The sequence below is a fragment of the Diaminobutyricibacter sp. McL0608 genome (assembly GCF_039613825.1).
GTDB lineage: Bacteria > Actinomycetota > Actinomycetes > Actinomycetales > Microbacteriaceae > Diaminobutyricibacter.
This window is the reverse complement of record NZ_CP154826.1, coordinates 1,777,962-1,796,666: the sequence shown is the minus strand read 5'-3', so window position 1 is coordinate 1,796,666 and position 18,705 is coordinate 1,777,962. Positions and strand designations below refer to the sequence as shown.

Annotated in this window: 17 protein-coding genes and 1 other RNA gene; 10 read left to right on the top strand and 8 right to left on the bottom strand. The window is 67.3% G+C overall.

What is annotated here, in order from left to right; genetic code table 11:
• Positions 1-29 precede the first annotated feature (29 nt).
• A complete protein-coding gene (panB, locus tag AAYO93_RS08510; protein ID WP_345764549.1) occupies positions 30-863 on the top strand; it encodes a 3-methyl-2-oxobutanoate hydroxymethyltransferase in 834 nt (277 codons plus the stop codon).
• Between the two features lie 31 nt (positions 864-894).
• Here panB and AAYO93_RS08505 read toward each other — a convergent pair whose 3' ends face one another.
• Positions 895-1,107 (bottom strand): SPOR domain-containing protein, encoded by a 213-nt coding sequence (locus AAYO93_RS08505; RefSeq protein WP_345764548.1) that lies wholly within the window; start codon positions 1,105-1,107, stop codon positions 895-897.
• 12 nt (positions 1,108-1,119) lie between these two features.
• On the opposite strand from AAYO93_RS08505, the gene map reads away from it, so the two are divergent.
• From map to AAYO93_RS08485, 4 genes are read left to right on the top strand one after another with little or no spacing between them, the layout of a single operon-like run.
• On the top strand, positions 1,120-1,986 hold the full coding sequence (gene map / locus AAYO93_RS08500) for a type I methionyl aminopeptidase (RefSeq protein WP_345764547.1): 867 nt from the start codon (positions 1,120-1,122) through the stop codon (positions 1,984-1,986).
• Positions 1,987-2,002: 16 nt separating this feature from the next.
• Entirely contained in the window at positions 2,003-2,764 is a 762-nt protein-coding gene (gene ppgK, locus AAYO93_RS08495; protein ID WP_345764546.1) for a polyphosphate--glucose phosphotransferase, read from the top strand.
• 13 nt (positions 2,765-2,777) lie between these two features.
• On the top strand, positions 2,778-5,291 hold the full coding sequence (locus AAYO93_RS08490; RefSeq protein WP_345764545.1) for a DUF4118 domain-containing protein: 2,514 nt from the start codon (positions 2,778-2,780) through the stop codon (positions 5,289-5,291).
• Positions 5,288-5,980: a response regulator gene (locus AAYO93_RS08485; protein ID WP_345764544.1), complete on the top strand. Its 693-nt coding sequence runs from the start codon at positions 5,288-5,290 to the stop codon at positions 5,978-5,980. Before AAYO93_RS08490 ends, AAYO93_RS08485 begins: the two co-directional genes overlap by 4 nt.
• Positions 5,981-6,258: 278 nt before the next feature.
• On the opposite strand, the gene rnpB is transcribed toward AAYO93_RS08485, so the two are convergent.
• The 4 genes from rnpB to AAYO93_RS08465 all read right to left on the bottom strand — a co-directional run bounded on the left by rnpB (position 6,259) and on the right by AAYO93_RS08465 (position 10,972).
• An RNA gene (gene rnpB, locus AAYO93_RS08480) (RNase P RNA component class A) lies at positions 6,259-6,631 on the bottom strand.
• A gap of 51 nt (positions 6,632-6,682) precedes the next feature.
• Complete coding sequence (locus tag AAYO93_RS08475; protein ID WP_345764543.1) at positions 6,683-7,417, bottom strand: zinc ribbon domain-containing protein; 735 nt, start codon at positions 7,415-7,417, stop codon at positions 6,683-6,685.
• Positions 7,418-7,472: 55 nt separating this feature from the next.
• The gene (locus AAYO93_RS08470; protein ID WP_345764542.1) at positions 7,473-8,291 is read right to left on the bottom strand and encodes a Nif3-like dinuclear metal center hexameric protein; all 819 of its coding nucleotides are present in this window, start codon (positions 8,289-8,291) and stop codon (positions 7,473-7,475) included.
• Positions 8,292-8,335: 44 nt separating this feature from the next.
• Positions 8,336-10,972 (bottom strand): purine-cytosine permease family protein, encoded by a 2,637-nt coding sequence (locus tag AAYO93_RS08465; RefSeq protein ID WP_345764541.1) that lies wholly within the window; start codon positions 10,970-10,972, stop codon positions 8,336-8,338.
• A 133-nt stretch (positions 10,973-11,105) separates the two neighbouring features.
• On the opposite strand from AAYO93_RS08465, the gene AAYO93_RS08460 reads away from it, so the two are divergent.
• Both AAYO93_RS08460 and AAYO93_RS08455 read left to right on the top strand, forming a co-directional pair.
• The gene (locus tag AAYO93_RS08460) at positions 11,106-11,915 is read left to right on the top strand and encodes a thymidylate synthase (RefSeq protein WP_345764540.1); all 810 of its coding nucleotides are present in this window, start codon (positions 11,106-11,108) and stop codon (positions 11,913-11,915) included.
• Positions 11,912-12,424: a dihydrofolate reductase gene (locus AAYO93_RS08455; RefSeq protein WP_345764539.1), complete on the top strand. Its 513-nt coding sequence runs from the start codon at positions 11,912-11,914 to the stop codon at positions 12,422-12,424. Before AAYO93_RS08460 ends, AAYO93_RS08455 begins: the two co-directional genes overlap by 4 nt.
• On the opposite strand, the gene AAYO93_RS08450 is transcribed toward AAYO93_RS08455, so the two are convergent.
• Complete coding sequence (locus tag AAYO93_RS08450; protein WP_345764538.1) at positions 12,421-13,071, bottom strand: DUF1345 domain-containing protein; 651 nt, start codon at positions 13,069-13,071, stop codon at positions 12,421-12,423. The two genes, AAYO93_RS08455 and AAYO93_RS08450, sit on opposite strands and share 4 nt — an antisense overlap.
• Before the next feature lie 129 nt (positions 13,072-13,200).
• Between AAYO93_RS08450 and AAYO93_RS08445 the strand changes: the two genes are divergently transcribed.
• Positions 13,201-14,502, top strand: a complete 1,302-nt coding sequence (locus AAYO93_RS08445; RefSeq protein ID WP_345764537.1) for an aminotransferase class I/II-fold pyridoxal phosphate-dependent enzyme — start codon at positions 13,201-13,203, stop codon at positions 14,500-14,502.
• A 28-nt stretch (positions 14,503-14,530) separates the two neighbouring features.
• On the opposite strand, the gene AAYO93_RS08440 is transcribed toward AAYO93_RS08445, so the two are convergent.
• Complete coding sequence (locus AAYO93_RS08440; RefSeq protein ID WP_345764536.1) at positions 14,531-15,199, bottom strand: cyclase family protein; 669 nt, start codon at positions 15,197-15,199, stop codon at positions 14,531-14,533.
• Positions 15,200-15,210: 11 nt separating this feature from the next.
• Here AAYO93_RS08440 and AAYO93_RS08435 point away from each other — a divergent pair, with 11 nt between their 5' ends.
• Both AAYO93_RS08435 and AAYO93_RS08430 read left to right on the top strand, forming a co-directional pair.
• Positions 15,211-15,915, top strand: a complete 705-nt coding sequence (locus AAYO93_RS08435; RefSeq protein WP_345764535.1) for a hypothetical protein — start codon at positions 15,211-15,213, stop codon at positions 15,913-15,915.
• A gap of 89 nt (positions 15,916-16,004) precedes the next feature.
• Positions 16,005-16,985 carry a phosphodiesterase gene (locus tag AAYO93_RS08430; RefSeq protein ID WP_345764534.1) on the top strand — a complete coding sequence of 327 codons (981 nt, stop codon included), beginning with the start codon at positions 16,005-16,007 and terminating at the stop codon, positions 16,983-16,985.
• A 19-nt stretch (positions 16,986-17,004) separates the two neighbouring features.
• Here AAYO93_RS08430 and AAYO93_RS08425 read toward each other — a convergent pair whose 3' ends face one another.
• Positions 17,005-18,618 carry a stealth family protein gene (locus AAYO93_RS08425; protein ID WP_345764533.1) on the bottom strand — a complete coding sequence of 538 codons (1,614 nt, stop codon included), beginning with the start codon at positions 18,616-18,618 and terminating at the stop codon, positions 17,005-17,007.
• Between the last annotated feature and the right edge of the window lie 87 nt (positions 18,619-18,705).

Here is an 18,705-nt window from a genome sequence, read left to right as displayed (position 1 = left end):
CGGCACCCGTCGATCGTTAGACTGAGCGCATGTCAGAGCTCTCACCGGGTCCATCGTTTCCCGATCTGAAGCGGGTGCGCACCAGACACTTCCAGGCCGCAAAAGAGCAGGGCATCAAGATCACCGGGCTGACCAGCTACGACCAGCTGACGGCGCAGATCTTCGACGCCGCGGGCATCGACTTCCTCCTTGTCGGCGACTCTGCGGGTAACAACGTCCTCGGCTACGAGACGACGCTCCCCGTCACCGTCGACGAACTCATCCCCCTCACTCGCGCGGTGGCTGGTTCTGTCAAGCGTGCGTTCGTGATCGCCGACATGCCGTTCGGGTCGTACGAGACCGGTGCCCTCGAAGCGCTGCACACGGCCATCCGATTCATGAAGGAGACCGGGGCCCACGCTGTCAAGCTCGAGGGCGGCGTGCGCAGTGCCGAGCAGATCGGCCGCATCGTCGACGCCGGCATTCCGGTGATGGCGCACATCGGCTTCACGCCGCAGAGCGAACACGGCCTGGGCGGCCACATCATCCAGGGCCGCGGCGCCGGAGCCGAGCAGCTGCTCGCCGACGCCCACGCCGTGGAAGAGGCGGGCGCATTCGCGGTCGTCATGGAGATGGTGCCCGCGGAGGTCGCAGCACGTGTCACGTCCGAGCTGCGCATCCCCACCATCGGCGTCGGCGCAGGTCCCCACGTCGACGGCCAATTGCTCGTCTGGACCGACTGGGCCGGTTTCAGCACCGGGCGAATCCCCAAATTCGTGAAGCAGTACGCGGACCTCAAAGGCGTGCTCTCCGGCGCCGCGGCAGAGTTCAAAGCCGACGTCGAACGCGGCGTGTACCCCGGGCCGGAACACTCATACGAGTAGTGCGCGACCACGCGGGCGACCGTAGCGGAGGCTACCGATCGTCGCGCGCGTCCTCTTCAGCCCACTTCGCGCTGTTCTCGCGCAGCTTCTCGAGCGCGTGCTCCGCCTCGACGCGGGTGTCGAACGGTCCGACCCGGTCGGGCGACGGCGAGATGAAACCCTGTTCCACCGCGCCGGTCTTCATGTTGTACCAGTAGCGATGCTCGGCATCTTGAGTGATGCCGTGGTTGTTCTCGGCGGTCATAAGCTTGATCCTATGCCCAAGGATTCCGCCGGTCACCTCGTTCCCGGCCGCATCTCACCGATGCGCGCCGTTCCCGCGAGTATTCCGCGGCCGGAATACGTCGGGCGGCCGGGCCCGACGCCGTCCACGCGCGGCGACGTCTACAACGCGGCCGAGATCGAGCTGATCCGCGAGTCGGGGCGCATCGCCGCGGAAGCCATCGAGCTCGTCGGCGCCGCCGTTCGACCAGGAGTCACCACGGACGAGCTCGACGCGATCGGTCACGAGTTCCTGGTCGCCCACGACGCGTATCCCTCGACTCTGGGTTACCGGGGTTACCCCAAGTCGATCTGCACATCGGTGAACGAGGTCATCTGCCACGGGATCCCCGACGACACTGTGCTCGACGACGGCGACATCGTCAACATCGACATCACAGCGTTCAAGAACGGGTTCCACGGGGATAGCAACCGAACTTTCATGGCCGGGAGCGCATCCGAAGCGGTGAGAGACCTCGTCGACCGCACCAGGGAGGCGCTCAACCGCGGTATCAAGGCTGTCGCCCCCGGCAGGCAGGTGAACGTCATCGGTCGCGCGATCGAGTCGTACGCCAAACGCTTCGGCTACGGGGTCGTGCGCGACTTCACCGGCCACGGTGTCGGCGCTTCGTTCCACTCGGGTCTGATCATCCCCCACTACGACTCGGCTCCCGTCTACGACACCGAAATGCAGGTCGGGATGGTGTTCACCATCGAGCCGATGCTCACCCTCGGTACCCACGAATGGGACATCTGGGCCGACGACTGGACCGTGACCACCCGCGACAAAAGCCTGACGGCCCAGTTCGAGCACACCCTGGTCGTGACCGAGCGGGGTGCCGACGTGCTCACACTGCCCTAGAGAGTAGATTTTCGGTATGGGCTCGCAGACGACCGCAATCGGCATCGACATCGGCGGAACGGGAATCAAAGGAGGGCTCGTCGACCTCACGACCGGCGAACTCATCAGCGAGCGGGTGAAGCTCCCGACGCCCGTGGGAGGAAAGCCCAACGACATCGTCGAGACGACGAAAGAGATCGTCTCACGACTCGCAGCCGAGGATCCGACCGCTCCGGTCGGCGTCTGCTTTCCTGCGATCGTGAGTCACGGCATCACGATGTCGGCTGCCAACGTCTCCAAGAAGTGGATCGGACTCGAGGCCGAAAAGCTCTTCGAGATTGGGCTCGGGCGAGACATCCACTTCGTGAACGATGCGGACGCCGCGGGGTACGCCGAGTCCCGGTTCGGCGCTGCCAAAGACAAAGACGGCCTGATCATCCTGACCACCCTCGGCACCGGCATCGGGTCGGCACTGATCTACAACGGTGTCCTCATCCCGAACGCCGAACTCGGCCACTTGGAGATCGATGGGGCGGATGCGGAATCCCGAGCCTCCTACGCGGCGAAGGAGCGCGAAGACCTCAGCTGGGAGAAATGGGCGAACCGCCTGCAGCGCTACTACTCTCATGTCGAATTCCTGTTCACTCCCGACCTCTTCATCGTCGGAGGCGGCGTCTCGAAGAACTACCAGGAGTTCATGCCGCTCCTCGACCTCAAGACGCCGATGGTGCCTGCCGTGCACCGCAACAATGCGGGCATCCTCGGGGCGGCTGCGCTGGCAGGGCCCGGCACACCCTAGTGCCGGAGCGTGAATGACCCGCGGACGGCTTCGTGTCATGCTGGGCGCCGCACCGGGCGTCGGCAAGACCTTCGCAATGCTTGAAGAGGGTCACCGCCTCCAGGACCTGGGCAAGGATGTGGTCGTCGCCCTGGTGGAGACGCACGGCCGCTCGGCGACGACTGCCCTTCTCGAAGGACTGGAGGTCGTTCCGCGCCACGTCGTCTCGCACCGTGGCGTCGAATTGCCGGAGCTGGACCTGGATGCTGTGCTCGCCCGCCGGCCCGGCCTCGCGCTGGTCGACGAGCTGGCCCACACGAACCCGCCCAGGTCGACGAATGACAAAAGGTGGCAGGACGTTGAGGCGATGCTCGACGCCGGCATCGACGTCATGTCGACCGTGAACATCCAGCACATCGAATCGCTCAACGACGTCGTCGAGCAGATCACCGGTGTCCCGCAGCGGGAGACGATTCCCGACTCCGTCGTGCGCGCCGCCGACCAGATCGAAGTGGTCGACCTGGCACCGGACGCACTCCGGACCAGGCTCTCCGACGGCGAGGTCTACCCTGCGGCACGGATCGACGCCGCCCTGTCCAACTACTTCCGACTCGGCAATCTCACCGCGCTCCGAGAACTGGCGCTGCTCTGGCTGGCCGACGAGGTCGACAGCTCGCTCCAGCAGTACCGGTCGGAGCACGGGATCGACAGCAAATGGGAGGCGCGGGAGAGGGTCGTCGTCGCGCTGACCGGCGGCCGGGAGGGTGAGACGCTCATCCGTCGGGGCGCTCGCATCGCAGCCCGGTCGGCCGGCGGCGAACTCTTCGCCGTCCACGTCACCACCCAGGACGGCCTGCGCGAGGCGAACCCCGGCGCCCTGGCAGCGCAGAGAACACTGGTCGAGCAGCTGGGCGGCAGCTATCACCAGGTCGTCGGAGACGACATCCCGCGGGCCCTCGTCGACTTCGCCCGGGCGAGCAATGCCACGCAGCTCGTGATCGGCGTAAGCAGGCGAAGCCGGCTGAGCGCTCTGCTGACCGGTCCCGGGATCGGATCCACCGTGATCCGGGAGTCGGGCGACATCGATGTCCACATCGTGTCGCACGCTGCGGCCGGGAGCGGCCTCGCGCTCCCCCGCTACAGCGGCGGTCTCACGGCGCGCAGAAGGATCTACGGCTTCGCGCTCGCACTCATCGCCGGGCCACTGCTGACCGTGCTGCTCGTATCACTCCGGTCGCCCGAATCGATGACGGCCGACGTACTCAGCTATCAACTGCTTGTCGTACTGGTGGCGCTGGTCGGCGGCATCTGGCCCGCACTGTTCGCTGCCCTGCTCTCGGGAATCACCCTCGACTACTTCTTCGTCGCCCCCCTGTACACGATCACCATCAGTGAGCCGCTGCACCTTCTCGCGCTGGTGCTCTTCCTGGTCATCGCAGCGCTCGTCAGCCTCGTCGTCGACCAGGCGGCCCGTCGCAGCCGCGCGGCGAAACGAGCGACCGCCGAGGCGGAACTGCTCGCGACCGTGGCCGGCGGGGTGATCCGGGGCGAAGACGCGTTGCAGGCACTCGTCACCCGCACCCGGGAGGCATTCAGCCTGACAGGAGTGCGTCTCGTCTCGGGCGGTGAGGTGCTCTACACCGACGGCGAACCGGCCGAGCATGAGCACACCCAGAGCATCCCCGTCGGAGACCACGGGACACTGGAGCTTTCGGGTCGTGACCTGCCCGCGGCCGATCGACGGCTCCTCGCTGTGATCGTCAGCCAGTTGGATGCGGCGCTCGAGCACCGGGAGCTCGCGGCGACCGCGAGCGAGCTCGCACCTCTCGCGGAGGCGGATCGTGTGCGCAGTGCACTCCTGGCCGCAGTCGGCCACGATCTGCGCCGACCGCTCGCCGCCGCCACGGCAGCCGTCACCTCGCTCCGCTCGACCGATGTCAACTGGTCGACCGCCGACCGCGAAGCATTGCTGGAGACCGCGGAAGTCAGCCTCGGCAGCCTCGCGGACCTCGTGACCAACCTGCTCGACGTGAGCCGACTGCAGGCAGGGGTGCTCGCCGTGGCACTGGCGTCCACCGACATCGACGATCTCATCCCGCCGGTGCTCGATGAGCTCGGCCTGGGGCCCGCCGACGTGGAACTGGACCTCCCAGCCGAGCTGTCGCCCGTCATGGCGGATGCTGTGCTGCTCCAACGCGTGCTGGTGAACCTTCTCACCAACGCCATCCGTTACAGCCCGGCCGGGTCGCGGCCCATCCTCGGTGCGAGCGAGTTCGGCGGGAACGTCGAGGTACGGATCGTCGATCACGGTCCCGGCATCCCCGAGGCTCGTCGCGATGCGGTCTTCGTACCCTTCCAGCGCCTCGGGGACACCGATAACACGACGGGCATCGGACTGGGTCTGGCACTGTCCAAAGGATTCGTCGAGGGGATGGGCGGAACACTCGCCACGGAGGACACCCCGGGCGGGGGGCTGACCATGGTGGTGTCGCTTCCCACCGCCGGTCGGAGCGCATCCACGCCTGTCGACCCGAATGAGGACCCATGAGAATCCTGATCGCCGACGACGATCCGCAGATCCTCCGCGCCCTGCGCATCATGCTGACGGCCCGCGGATACGAGGTGTCTGTGGCGCGGACCGGCGCCGAGGCCCTGAATCAGGCCGTGGAGCACCACCCTGAGCTCGTCATCCTCGATCTCGGAATGCCGGAACTCAACGGCATCGAGGTGATCGAAGGTCTCCGAGGATGGACCCAGGTGCCCATCCTCGTCGTCTCCGGTCGCACGGGCTCCACCGACAAGGTGGGCGCCTTGGATGCCGGCGCGGACGACTACGTGACCAAGCCGTTCGCGGCGGACGAGCTGCTGGCTCGCATCCGGGCCCTGACCAGGCGGTCACCGACCGTCGCTGATGAGCCGGTCGTGCGATTCGGCTCCATCACGGTCGATCTCGCGGCGCGCCAGGTCGAACGGACCACCGCGACCGGCACGGAGAGCGTTCGGCTGACTCCGACCGAATGGCAGATCCTCGAGGTGCTGCTTCGGAACCCCCGCCGTCTGGTCACGCGCCAGTCGCTGCTCACGGAGGTGTGGGGGCCTCAATACACCAACGACACCGGCTACCTCCGCCTGTACCTGGCGCAGCTCCGCAAGAAGCTCGAACCGGAGCCGTCGCACCCGCGCTACCTGCTCACCGAGCCCGGCATGGGCTACCGCTTCACCCCCGACCCCGACTAGGTCGCGCCCCGCACATCCGCCACCGTTGGTCGCCAATCTTTTGGCAACCCATCGAAACGTTCGCCAATCTTTTGGCAACCCATCGAAGAGTTCGCCGATCATTTGGCGACCAATCGAAGAGTTCGCCGATCATTTGGCAACCAATCGCGGTGGCGTCGGCAAGAGGCGTATGGGCCGGCACGGTGCGAAGCGGCGGCGTGTACGGCGCTTCGCACCGCGCGCCGCAGGAGCGGCGGCGCGCAAATAAGCACCAGCAGCCCGCCCTTGAACCCGAAGGGTGAATGGGCCGGCCGCTACGCCGGGTTCTGTCCGGGCGCGTAAGCGCCGTGGACGGCCATCTATCTCGGGACTACGTTGCCGCAGCCCTCTAGCGGTCTACCCGGGAACTCGGCGAGCAGCCTCAACGTTCCCTGTCTGACCTTGCTCCGGGCGAGGTTTACCGAGCCGACCGGGTCGCCCCGGTCGCTGGTGGTCTCTTACACCACCGTTTCACCCTTACCGCTGTACCCGAAGGTACGCGGCGGTCTGTTCTCTGTGGCACTGTCTCGCGGGTTGCCCCGGGTGGGTGTTACCCACCGCCCTGCTCTGTGGAGCCCGGACGTTCCTCGGCGGCCCACCGAAGCGGACCGACGCGACCGTCTTGCCGGCCCATTCGTCTTGATCTTACCGGTGCGGTTTCGTCCATCGGCGCGAAGGGATGCCTCAGAGGCCCGATTCCTCGTTGCGGATGAGAATGGCGCTGCTGTCGGGGCACAGCACGACGTCGTCGGGGGCCGCTCGCCTGATGACGGCGAGGTCGGATTCGGTGAGTTTCACGTTGCTCCCCATCGACACCCCGCGAACGAGCAGGGCGGCGCCGATGCCGTACCGGCCCCGCTGCTTCTCGTACAGTTCGACGAGTTCGGCCGGGATCGCGCCGGCAATGGCTGCCCGGTCTTTCGCGAGACCCTCGCGCTGCTCGTCGAGCTTGCTCTTCTCGTCTGCCCGGGCGGATTCGAGCGCGTCGACTCGCGCCGCCAGCACCGAGCGTTCTTCGTCGATGTCGTTGACGACCGCTTCGAGTTCTTCGATGCGCTCCATCACTGTCAGCTCGATCTCTTCCAGGTCGCTGCGCCGTTTGCGGAGCGCCGACAGCTCGGTTTCGAGTGCCTGCACGTCTTTGACGGATGACGTGTGCTGCAGCCGGCCGGAGTCGCGGTCGATGCGCGCCTCGACCACCTCGACATCCGATTCGGCGCGCTTGAGCTCCGTGCGGGCGTCGTCGAGTTCTCCCGTCCGGGTGATCCACCGGGAGCGGATCGCGTCGACGTCGGGCGTGAGCGCTGCGAGCTCGGCCGTCTGGGGCAGGTTCGCCTCCGCATGCTGCAACTGCTGGAGTCGCGTGTCGGCCGTCTGGAGTCGGAGGAGTTCGTTCTGGTCGGCGGGGCTGGCTTTCACGGGTTCCTGACCTTCGATGTTGGTTCGGATGTGCTGGTGGGATGCGCTGTCCGGGTCACTGGACGACCACGAAATCCCACGGGTCGGTGCGTGTTTCGCTCACGGTGACGACCAGGCCGGGCAGGGCTTCGGTTAGCTGGCGTGCAGCCGTGTCGAGCCACAGCCATTCGCTCGCCCAATGGGACACGTCGACCAGCGCCGGACCCCCGCCGATCCGTGCCTGTTCGCGGGCTTCGGAGGCGGGATGGTGGCGCAGGTCTGCGGTGATGTACACGTCGGAGCCGAGCACCGTATCCGCCGAGAGCAGCGAGTCCCCTGCTCCCCCGCAGAGGGCGATCCGCTGCACCGGCTGGTTGTAGTCGCCGGCGACGCGCACCCCGCCGGCGGTCGGCGGCAACAGTTCTGCGAGTTCGCGGGCGAGGTGCCCGAGTGAGATCGGTTCGGGCAGCATGCCGACCCGGCCGATGCCGGTCGCGCCATCGGCGCCGACCACGATCGGTACGGCGTCGACGAGCCCGAGACGGTCGGCGATGACAGCGGAGACTCCATCCGAGACGACGTCGGCGTTCGTGTGGGCTGCCAGAAGGGCGCAGTTCGCGCGGATGAGGCGTGCCAGCAGCGCGCCCTTGTAGCGGTCTTCAGCGACACTCGTCACTCCGCGAAGCAGGAGAGGATGGTGCACGAGCAGGAGGTCCGCGTTGGCTTCGACCGCCTCGTCGACCGTGTCGCCCACCGCATCGACCGCCAGAAGGACGGTCTCGATCGTCTCGGCCGGGTCACCGGAGGTCAGCCCGGGCGCATCCCAGCTCTCCGCTCCGGACAGCGGCCAGAGTTTCTCGACGGCTCCGCGGACGTCGGCAAGTGAATGGGGCACGGATAGAGCCTACTTGCTGCTCCCCCGCACGTATCGGCCCTGGTTCATTCCGCATTCTCCTGGCGCCGGACGGCGGGGATCCCGGCGACGAGTGGAGTCACCAGTCCGAGTCCGAGCGCCACGAGGACGCCGATGTTGCTCATCCCGAGGTCACCGTCGGGGTTGACTGCGATCAGCCGGTAGACGAAGCCTTCCCACTGGAGCCACGGCATGCTCGAGCGCACCAGCCCCAGTCCGATGACGGTCGCCACGACGAGCATGATCAGGTTGAGCCACTGCCAGTCGGGATACACGCCGCCGCTGCGAAGAAGCGATTCGGGGTGGAAGCGACGGCTGCGGATCATCATGTCGGAAGCGAAGAGCCCCGCCCAGGCCGCCACGGGCACGGCCAGTGTCGTCGGAAGGCCGAGGACGCCTGTGAAGTCCGGGACGACCGTGAGCAGTACAGCGCCGACCACGGCGATTCCGGCGGCGACCGCCAGTACGCTCCAGCGCCGCTCGAGGCGGACTCCGAGCGCCTGGAGGCTGAAACCACCGGAGTAGATGTTGAGGACGATCGCCGAAACGAGACTGACGACGACGGCGAGGAGCAGTGGGACCGGATACCAGACCGGCAGGCCGAGCTGGGTGAAAGCTCGCACCGGATTATGTGCGAGGTCGGCGGCGAGGCCCGGCTGGGATGCGGCCAGCAGCCCGCCGTAGGAGATCAGCAGGAACGGTGGGAGGGCGGCGCCGAAGGTCGCCCAGAGCATGGATGCGGCACCGGACGCTCCCACGCGCTGGTAGCGGGCGAGCTCCGCGCTGCTGTTGGCCCAGGCCAGGCCGAGATAGCTGAAGACCAGCACCGCCCCGGTGACGACCTTCAGCCAGACCGCATCGGGCTGGGCCAGCGCGACGCCGAAGTGGACCGATCGCCAGGTGACCGCGATCATGCCGATGATGAGCACTGCGGATGCGATCGTGACGATCAACTGGACGCGCGCGACGAGCGCATAGCCGAAGTAGGCGATCACGGCCGCGATCGCGATGGCGACCAGGAGCGCGCCGGCCGTGGGAACGAGCGGGTCGACGAGCACCCCGAGCGATGTGAACAGGGACGAGACGGCCGTCGCCACGAGCCAGAGCAGCACCGCACCCCAGAAGAGCCGGGTGACCAAGGCGAGGACGGCAGGGACGACGTTGCCTTTGATGCCGAACGTCGCCCGGGAGACCACCATCGTGGGCTGTCCGCTCCATTTTCCGGCGAGTGTGCCGAGGCCGAGAGGGAGGAACGAGAGGGCGACTCCGATCAGAGCGGCGACGATCATCTGTCGAAGGCTCAGTCCGAAGGCGAACAGGAGCGCACCGACGCCGACACTCACGAGCGATGAGGTCGCGCCGAACCAGAGCCAGAACATGCGCGCGGCGCGGCCGACCCGTCGATCGAGCGGAGTCGGTTCGAGCGACTCGCGCTCGGCTTCGAACACGGGCTGTGCGACCGGCTCGCCGTCGAAGAGCACCTCCTCGTCCGAACCGACGCGCGGGCTCGCCATCGGAGCGAGCACGGCCGCCGCAGACGCCGGAATGCGGACATCGTCGGCGTCGTCCTCGACGTCGGCGTCAAGGCCTTCGGGGATCACGGTCTGGGTCTGCGTGGCAGTCGGCTCCGCGATCGGCAGAGGAACCGAATCCACGCTCAACGGCGCGAGAATCAGGATGTCCTCGACCACGGAGGCGGAATCCTCCTGTTGGGGCTCGGGTTCGGGCTCCGACTCCGGCGCTTCGGAGACCGGCACCCGGTCTAGTGGCTCGTTCGCGCCGATCGGCTCGGGTTGTGTCGGCTGCTCTGGTTCTGTCGGCGGTTCCGGTTCACCCTGCGGCTCGGCCTCCGTCGGCTCCGAGTCCCTCGGCGGCGAGGGCGGCGGCGCTGAGATGACGGGCATCATGCCGGTCGCGATCGCCACGGGAGCGATCCAGCTGCTGAAGGTCGGCTCGGGCTCGGCCGCGGGCTGTTCCGGCTCGCGCGGATTGAGGATGTCGTCGAAGCTGGTCGATACGGGAACGGCTGTCGGCGCGGTCGGCGCGTCGGCGTCCTCGGAGGCCGCCTCGGGCTCGGCCTCCTCAACCGGCTCTGCCTCCGGCTCGGGCTCGGCCTCCTCAACCGGCTCCGGCGTGGCTGTGGATGCGTTCTGGTACTGGATCGGGATGGCCATAGTCGCGGCCCTCACCGCCAGCACCTCTTCGAGCTTCTCGATCGCGCTCAGTGTGTCGCCGTGGGAGGCGATGTCGTCGTCGATGAGCTTCACGACCTGGTCATCCGTCAGGATCACGGCCTCCGACGGCGCGGAATCGTCGGGCCGCTGAGTCTCGTCGCCCGCCTGCTCCGGCTCTTCGGTCGCCGGCGCCTCAGGCTCCGAGTCCGGGCCGCCATCCCCGGAGGCCGGTTCCACATCGTCGGGCTGGTGTCCCGCGCTCTGCGGCGTCTGAACGACAGGTGTGCTGACCGTCAGCTGCGAGACCTGATGCTCGAGCGCACTCGCGAGCTCGTCGTCGTCATGGAGCGGGTCGGCGACCTCCTGGTCGTCGCCGTTCTCCGTGGGATTCCCGACCGGTTTGCGGCGCACCGGTGGGGTGTACGTCGCCCGCCGCCGGCCGGGCTCGTACACGACGGGGACGTCGTCGCCGGCCTCATCGCTGCCCATGTGAAAAGCCTAGCGACGCCCACTCTCTGTTGAGCCGGTTCACTGCCCGTTTTCAGGGCGCTCGCGGCTTCGGGTGACGCCAGTCCGGGGGTCATCCGCGCGTCGGGCCCTCTCTCGTCGTACCATCGACTCGATGAGCGCGACGATCCCCACCCCGTACGAAGACCTTCTCCGCGACACCCTCGCGAACGGTTCCCCCAAATCCGATCGAACCGGCACCGGGACACGAAGCGTGTTCGGTCGCCAGCTGCGGTTCGATCTCGCCGACGGCTTCCCGCTGATCACGACCAAGCGGGTGCATTTCAAGTCGATCGCCTACGAGCTGCTGTGGTTCCTCCGGGGCGAGAGCAACGTCGGCTGGCTCCGGGAGAACGGCGTGACCATCTGGGACGAGTGGGCCGACGAATCCGGCGAGCTCGGCCCTGTCTACGGTGTCCAGTGGCGCTCCTGGCCCACCCCCGACGGCAGCCACATCGACCAGATCAGCCAGGTGATCGAGACCCTGCGCACCGATCCGGACTCACGGCGGATGATCGTGTCGGCCTGGAATGTCGCCGAGATCCCCCAGATGGCCCTGGCTCCGTGCCACGCGTTCTTCCAGTTCTATGTCGCCGACGGCAGACTGTCGTGCCAGCTCTATCAGCGCAGCGCCGACCTCTTCCTCGGGGTGCCGTTCAACATCGCTAGCTACGCTCTGCTGACCGTGATGGTCGCGGCGCAGGTCGGGCTCGAGCCCGGTGAATTCATCTGGACAGGTGGCGACTGCCACATCTACGACAATCACGTCGAGCAGGTCACCGAGCAGCTCTCGCGCGAACCTTTCCCTGCTCCGCGGCTGCGCATCCAGACGCGCCGCGACAGCATTTTCGACTACCGGTTCGAGGACTTCGTGGTCGAGGAGTACCAGCACCACCCGGCCATTCGCGCAGCGGTAGCAGTGTGAGCCTCGCCCTCATCTGGGCCGAGGCCCGTGGTGGCGTCATCGGCGCCGCCGGGACGATGCCGTGGCACCTGCCGGAAGATCTCGCTCACTTCCGAACCGTGACGGGCGACTCGGCGGTCGTGATGGGCCGGCGCACCTGGGACTCTCTGCCCGAGCGGTTCCGTCCCCTGCCGGGGCGCCGGAACATCGTCGTCACCCGCCAGCCGGGATGGGTGGCAGACGGTGCGATGGTCGCGCATTCCCTCGAAGACGCGATCACTGCATCCGGAGCCGACGCGGATGCGACGATCTGGGTCATCGGTGGAGCCCAGCTGTATTCGTCGGCGATCTCCCGCGCCGACCGTCTCGAGGTGACGGAGATCGACCTCGCCGTCGACGGCGACACCTTCGCTCCGGCGGTCGGCGACGGATGGTCGGAGGCGCAACGCGATCCGGCGACCGGCTGGCACAGCTCCCGCACAGGGCTCCGCTACCGCTTCGTGCGCTACGACCGCGCGACCACGACCTAGGCGGTCAGGCCGGCGACCAAGTTGATCGTCGTCGCCAGGATCACCGTGCCGAAGACGTACGAGAGCAGAGTGTGCCGAAGAACGGTCTTGCGCACGCGCACACTCGAGACGTTGGTGTCGGAGACCTGGAACGTCATCCCGAGGGTGAACGACAGGTAGGCGAAATCGCTGTACTGCGGGGTCGCCTTCTCGTTGAAGTCGATCGGCCGGGTGTCGTCCTCGAAGTACAGCTGGGCGTACCGGAGCATGTACAGCGTGTGCACCAGGATCCACGAGAGCGCGACGCTGACGACCGCGAGAAACGCGAGGATCCCCCGTTCGAACCCGTGGAGCTGGTGCGCCTGCACCAGAATGACGACGATGGCGACGACGCTGGCCACGCTGGCGACCAGCAGGAGCACATCCGATAGCCCGCGACCCGGGTCCTCGCGGAGCGCATGCCCTTTGGTGGCGACAGGGTCGTAGCCCCAGACGACGGCCCACACCCAGACGATGTAGATGATGCACGCCGCTGCCCAGCCCGCGACGACTGCGTACGTCCATGACGTGACCGTCGCCGTCAGGACGGCCACGACAATACCCATCACGAAGGCGATGCTCATCCGCAGCCGCGAGCGTCCGCGCACCGGTTGTTCGACTGTAGCCACGTGCCGATCGTCGCATATCCCCCGGCCGTTTCCCCTGCGACGCGCGAACCGGACGATCAGCGCGGACGACGCGCGATCCCGGGCGGATCGACAGAGGCGTAAGACTCGGCGCGCGGCTACGATCAGAGCGTGACAGCAGCAAGCGCACCATCCGGAATCCCACTGACCGAACGCGGCAAGGACGAGCTCCGCAGCCTGCACGACGACTTCTCGGCGCAGTACGACGCCCTTGTGGCGCGTGGCCTGAAACTCGACCTGACGCGCGGCAAACCGTCGGCGGAGCAGCTCGATCTGTCGGGTGACCTGCTCTCGCTTCCGGGCGCAGGCCTCTTCCGCGATCAGGCGGGCACCGACCTGCGCAACTACGGCGGACCGCTCGGCATCCCGGAACTCCGGTCCATCTTCGCGGGTCCGCTGCGGGTGCCGGCCGCACAGCTGCTCGCACTCGGCAACTCGAGCCTCAACCTGATGCACGACGTCATCGTGCAGGCGCTCCTCCACGGGGTCCCCGACGGCGTTCGGCCGTGGTCCCGTGAGGAGACCGTTACCTTCCTGGCCCCGGTGCCCGGGTACGACCGGCACTTCTCGATCTGCGAGCGCTACGGCATCCGCCTGATCGCCGTGCCGATGACCGACGAAGGTCCCGACCCGGAGATCGTCAGGAGCCTGCTCGCGACCGACCCGACGATCAAAGGGATGTGGTGCGTCCCGGTCTACTCGAACCCGTCGGGCATCGTGTACAGCGAGCGGATCGTCCGTGAGCTGGTCTCGGCCCCCGCGGCGCCCGACTTCCGGCTGTTCTGGGACAACGCGTACGCAGTCCATCACGTGACGGATGCGCGTCCCGAGCCGATCGACGTGCTCGCGCTGGCCGCCGAGGCCGGCCACCCGAACCGACCCCTGATCTTCGCCTCGACCTCGAAGGTCACCTACCCCGGCTCCGGAGTCGCCTTCTTCGGCGGCTCGCAGGCCAACATCGACTGGATCGTCCGCAACATGTCGGTCCAGACCATCGGGCCCGACAAGATCAACCAGCTGCGCCACGTGCAACTGCTCGCCGACCAAGCGGGCGTGGAAGCGCACATGGCGCGTCACCGCGCGATCCTCGAACCGAAGTTCGACGCCGTCGACGCGATCTTCCGCGAACGCCTGGCACCGTTCGGCGCCGGCACCTGGACCAAGCCGGCCGGTGGCTACTTCGTCAGCCTCGACGTTGCGGACGGATGCGCGCGCAGGGCGGTGGCGCTCGCCGGCCAGGCGGGTATCGCGGTCACACCGGCCGGCGCGACCTTCCCGTACGGTGACGACCCGCGCGATCGCAACATCCGGATCGCTCCCACGTTCCCCGCGTTGGACGAGCTGCGGACGGCACTCGACGGCTTCAGCACCGCAGTGCTCCTCGCCGAGACCGAGGCCCTGCTCGCCCGCTGAGATCGAGCGGGCGGGCAGCCGCGACCGCTCAGGCGCGCGTACGCATCGCCACAGCGCGTACGGGTGCGCCGTCCGCTCCGGCCAGGGCCAGCGGGAGCAGGCTGATGAACGGCTGGTCGAAGTCCACTGAAGCGAGATTGGTGAGATTCTCGGCGATGATCCCATCGACCGACGCGATCAGGCGATGCACGGGGAAGCCTTCGCCCGGATGCGCATCGTGGGGCGTCTCGTCGATGCTGGGCGCGTCGAGGCCGAAGGTTCGCACTCCAGCCTCGATCATCCGGCGACACGCGTCGGCGTCGAGGAACGGGTGGTCGAAGTACTCCGGGGTGCCGTAGTGAGAGCTCCATCCCGTCTTCAGGAGGACGATCACCTCCGGCGCCAGCAGCCGCGCCACGGGTTCGATGTGCTCCCAGGTGATCCGGCCACGCGGTCCGATACCCGTCGCATCCACGATCACGCCCGTTCCGACGAACCGGTCGAGCGGTACTTCGTCGATCCGCCTGCCGGTCGTGTCGAAGTGGTACGGCGCGTCGACGTGGGTGCCGGTCTGCGACCCGAGGTGCAGGCTCAGCAGGTTGAAGCCGTCGCGCTCGATCGTCGAATGAATGGCGAACTCCACCGTGGGATCGCCCGGGTAGACCTGTGTCCCGGGTCCGACGGCCACCGACAGATCCACCACGTCGTCTATCTTCATAGTCAAGAACTATGCAGCTCGCGCTCACCGAGCGCCAGCGTCTGCTCGCCCGCACCGGCGAAGGGAGTCGGATGATCGACTGGGTACTGGTATCGAACCTCGCCACCGCGCTCGGAACATCCCTTCTCGCCGTCGCGACCTTCGTCGCGACCCGCTCGGCCAATCGTTCGGCCCGAAGCGCGGAACGTGCCCTCCTCGAAGGTCTGCGGCCGATCCTCCTGCCGTCGAACTGGAGCGACCCGGTCCAGAAAGTGCGCTACCTCGAGGGCAAATGGCTCATCGTGCACGGTGGGCGCGCCTCGGTCGAGATCACCGACGAGGCCGTGTACGCGGCCATCTCGCTTCGCAATGTCGGCAGCGGGCTCGCTGTGCTGCACGGGTGGTACATCCCGGACGACCCTCGGGGCGAGCCCGGCGAGCCGTCGGAGTTCTATCGCCTGACCCGCGACATCTACATTCCGACCACCGATCCCGGATTCTGCCAGATCGCCATCCGCGACCCGGAGACGGAGTTCTCGAAGCGCATCCGGAGACATCTGGCGACGGAGGACCAGTTCGTCGTCGATGTCCTCTACAGCGATGCGGAAGGCAGCCAGCGCGTCATCTCGCGCTTCCTCATCTCGAGGGGTCCGGGTGAGCACGCCGAGGACGGCGACGAGTACGCGGTCACGGTCTCGCGACACTGGAACCTCGACCTTCCCGCCCCGCGCACCTGAATTCCCGCCTGAAATGCTGGGCGCGGTCCTTTTCCAACGCGCCGCACATTGTCCACCTCGTGTTCAGCTTGTGCTGGTGGGATTGCCTTATGAGCACGCCGGCGCTGGCAGCACGGATCGCGGAGTATCCCCGTCCGAGCCATTTCCTGGTCCACCTGAGTGACACGCACCTCATCCACGGCGACGAGCTTCTGTACGACGCTGTCGACGCCGACTCCCACCTCCGTCAGATCTTCGACGAGTTCGAACAGGCGGGGGCACGACCCGAAGCCCTCGTGTTCACCGGCGATCTGGCCGACAAGGGCGACCCGGCGGCGTACGCGAAACTGCGCTCGATCGTCGAGCCCGTCGCCGATCGGCTCGGCGCCCAGCTCATCTGGGTGATGGGCAACCACGACAACCGGGCGGCCTTCCGCACCGAGCTGCTCGATCTCGCCCCGTCGATGGCGGCGATCGATCGCGTCCACGACGTCAACGGTCTCCGCGTGATCGCCCTCGACTCGACCGTGCCCGGCGAGCACCATGGCGAGGTCACGGGTGCCCAGCTGGACTGGCTCGCAGAAGAGCTCGCCATCCCGGCACCGCACGGAACGATCCTCGCCATGCACCATCCGCCGGTGCCCAGCGTGCTCGATCTCGCCGTGTCAGTCGAGCTCCGCGACCAGGCTTCACTCGCCGAGGTCCTGGAGGGGTCGGATGTGCGCAGCATCATCGCCGGACACCTTCATTATTCGACGAACGCGACCTTCGCGGGCATCCCCGTCTCTGTCGCGTCGGCGACCTGTTACACCCAGGACCTGAATGTGCCGATCGGCGGAACGCGTGGTCGTGACGGCGCGCAGGCGTTCAATCTGGTGCACGTGTACGGATCGACGGTGCTCCATTCGGTCGTGCCGGTCGGGCACTACCCGACCGTGTCCTACGTGACGCCCGAGGAGTCGGCCGAACTGCTGCGTCGCTCGAAGATCTCGATCCCGCCCGCGATCCCTGCGGCGCCGGCGGCCACGCGGCCGGTCACGTCCCCGAGCGAGCCGCCGACGACACCGATCGGGATCCTCGCCGGCGTCTGACCCGGCACGCCGGCGCCGTTCAGGACGCCGGTTTCTCCCATGGCGCCGCGATCGGGAAGTACTTCTCGAGGAAATCGAGCACCAGCGTGGCCCGCTCCTCCGCGGAGACTTCGGGGAAACTGCCGTCGTTGAGGCAGAAGAAGTCGTAGGAACGCTCCTTGAGCATCCCGGGCAGTGATGCGAGGTGCGCTCGCGCCGTCGTATCCACGTACCGAACGCGTGCGCGCTCCTGCTGCACGGCGCGACCCGTGATGAGCGAGTAGTAGTGGTACAGCGAATTCGTCACGGAGATGTCGGTCGCTGCGCGGAAGGCGCTGCGCTGAGTCCGCGCGAAGTCCTCGGCGAATTCCCGTTCGAGCTCGAGCAGGACACTTTTGCGCAGCGGCGTTGCCGCGTGCTCGAGATGACGGGTGATCACCACGCCGAACCGATCCCAGAGCAGTTGCCGGTTCACCCGGGCAGCGTTCTCGAACCCGCTGCGCGCCGGGTCGCTCTCACCCAGCCCGATGCGCGTAGTCGCCTCGATGAACTTGGTGACACCGCCCGGGGAGAAGAACATGCTCGGCTGTACCGGCCGACCGAAGAACATGTCGTCGTTCGAGTACAGGAAGTGCTCGCTGAGTCCGGGGATGTGCTGCAGCTGGCTTTCGACCGCCTGCGAATTGTGGGTCGGCAGGGCGCTCGGGTCGCTGAAGAACTGCTCGCTCGGCACGATCGTGACGGAGGGATGCTCGTCCAGCCAGGTGGGACGCGGAGAATCCGTGACGATGAAGATGCGGCGCACCCACGGCGCGAACAGGTAGACGGAGCGCAAGGCGTACTTGAGTTCATCGATCTGGCGGTAGCGCGCATCGGAGTCGTCGCCCTCGCCGACCACGTAGCTCTTCATGCGCTTGGCGCGCTGGCGCTGGAATTCGATGTCGGTGCCGTCGACCCAGCTGAAGACGATGTCGATGTCGAAGCGGACATCCGAGGCGTGCGGATCGAACATCCCGCGGAAGGTCTGCCAGGTGCGTCCGTAGAGTTCGACGGTCGTTCGGATCGCTTCCGACCGGGGCAGTAGCCGTCGCGTGAGGGAGTTCTCGACCGGGCAGTCGATGACGTCGTCGCCGAACCTCCAGAGCTGCAGCTCGACGCCGGTCGAGGCCCCGTAGCTGAGCCCGCCCACCGGAACGATGCGTGGCCGGTAGAGGCGGAAGATCCGGGCCTTGCGCTTCGGCGACAGGGCGCCGTCTGCGACCAGCACCGGCACGGCCTTCGCATCGATGGTCCGCGAATACAGCGGTTCGTCCGCGCACGCGTGCGCCAGGGCCGCTTCGATCCGCCCCTTCAGCGACTGGTCGACGGCGATCACGGGTCGCTCGTCGTTGCCGCGCACCAGCAGGTACTCGATACCCGCAGCGGTCAGGACGTCGCCGATGAACAACAGGTCCTCGACCAGAGCCTGGTGGGGCGTGAGCCGGTCGTTGACGAGCCGGGCGACACCCTTGCGGATGACGACATCCGGCCGGTGATGCGTGTTCGGCCAAGAGCGAGGCGTCGCGCCGTCACCGCGGCTCGGCCCGAATTCTCTGTCCGGTTCGGCCGCCGGTTCCAGGGCCAGGTTGTGGGTCGCCGCGCTGCCAGTTGTCATGTTCCCCGATCGAATTTCGTCGCTCCCAGCCGGCCGGAATCGCCAGTGAAATCGCCGCGAGATTCGCGACCGGACTTCGTGATCTTA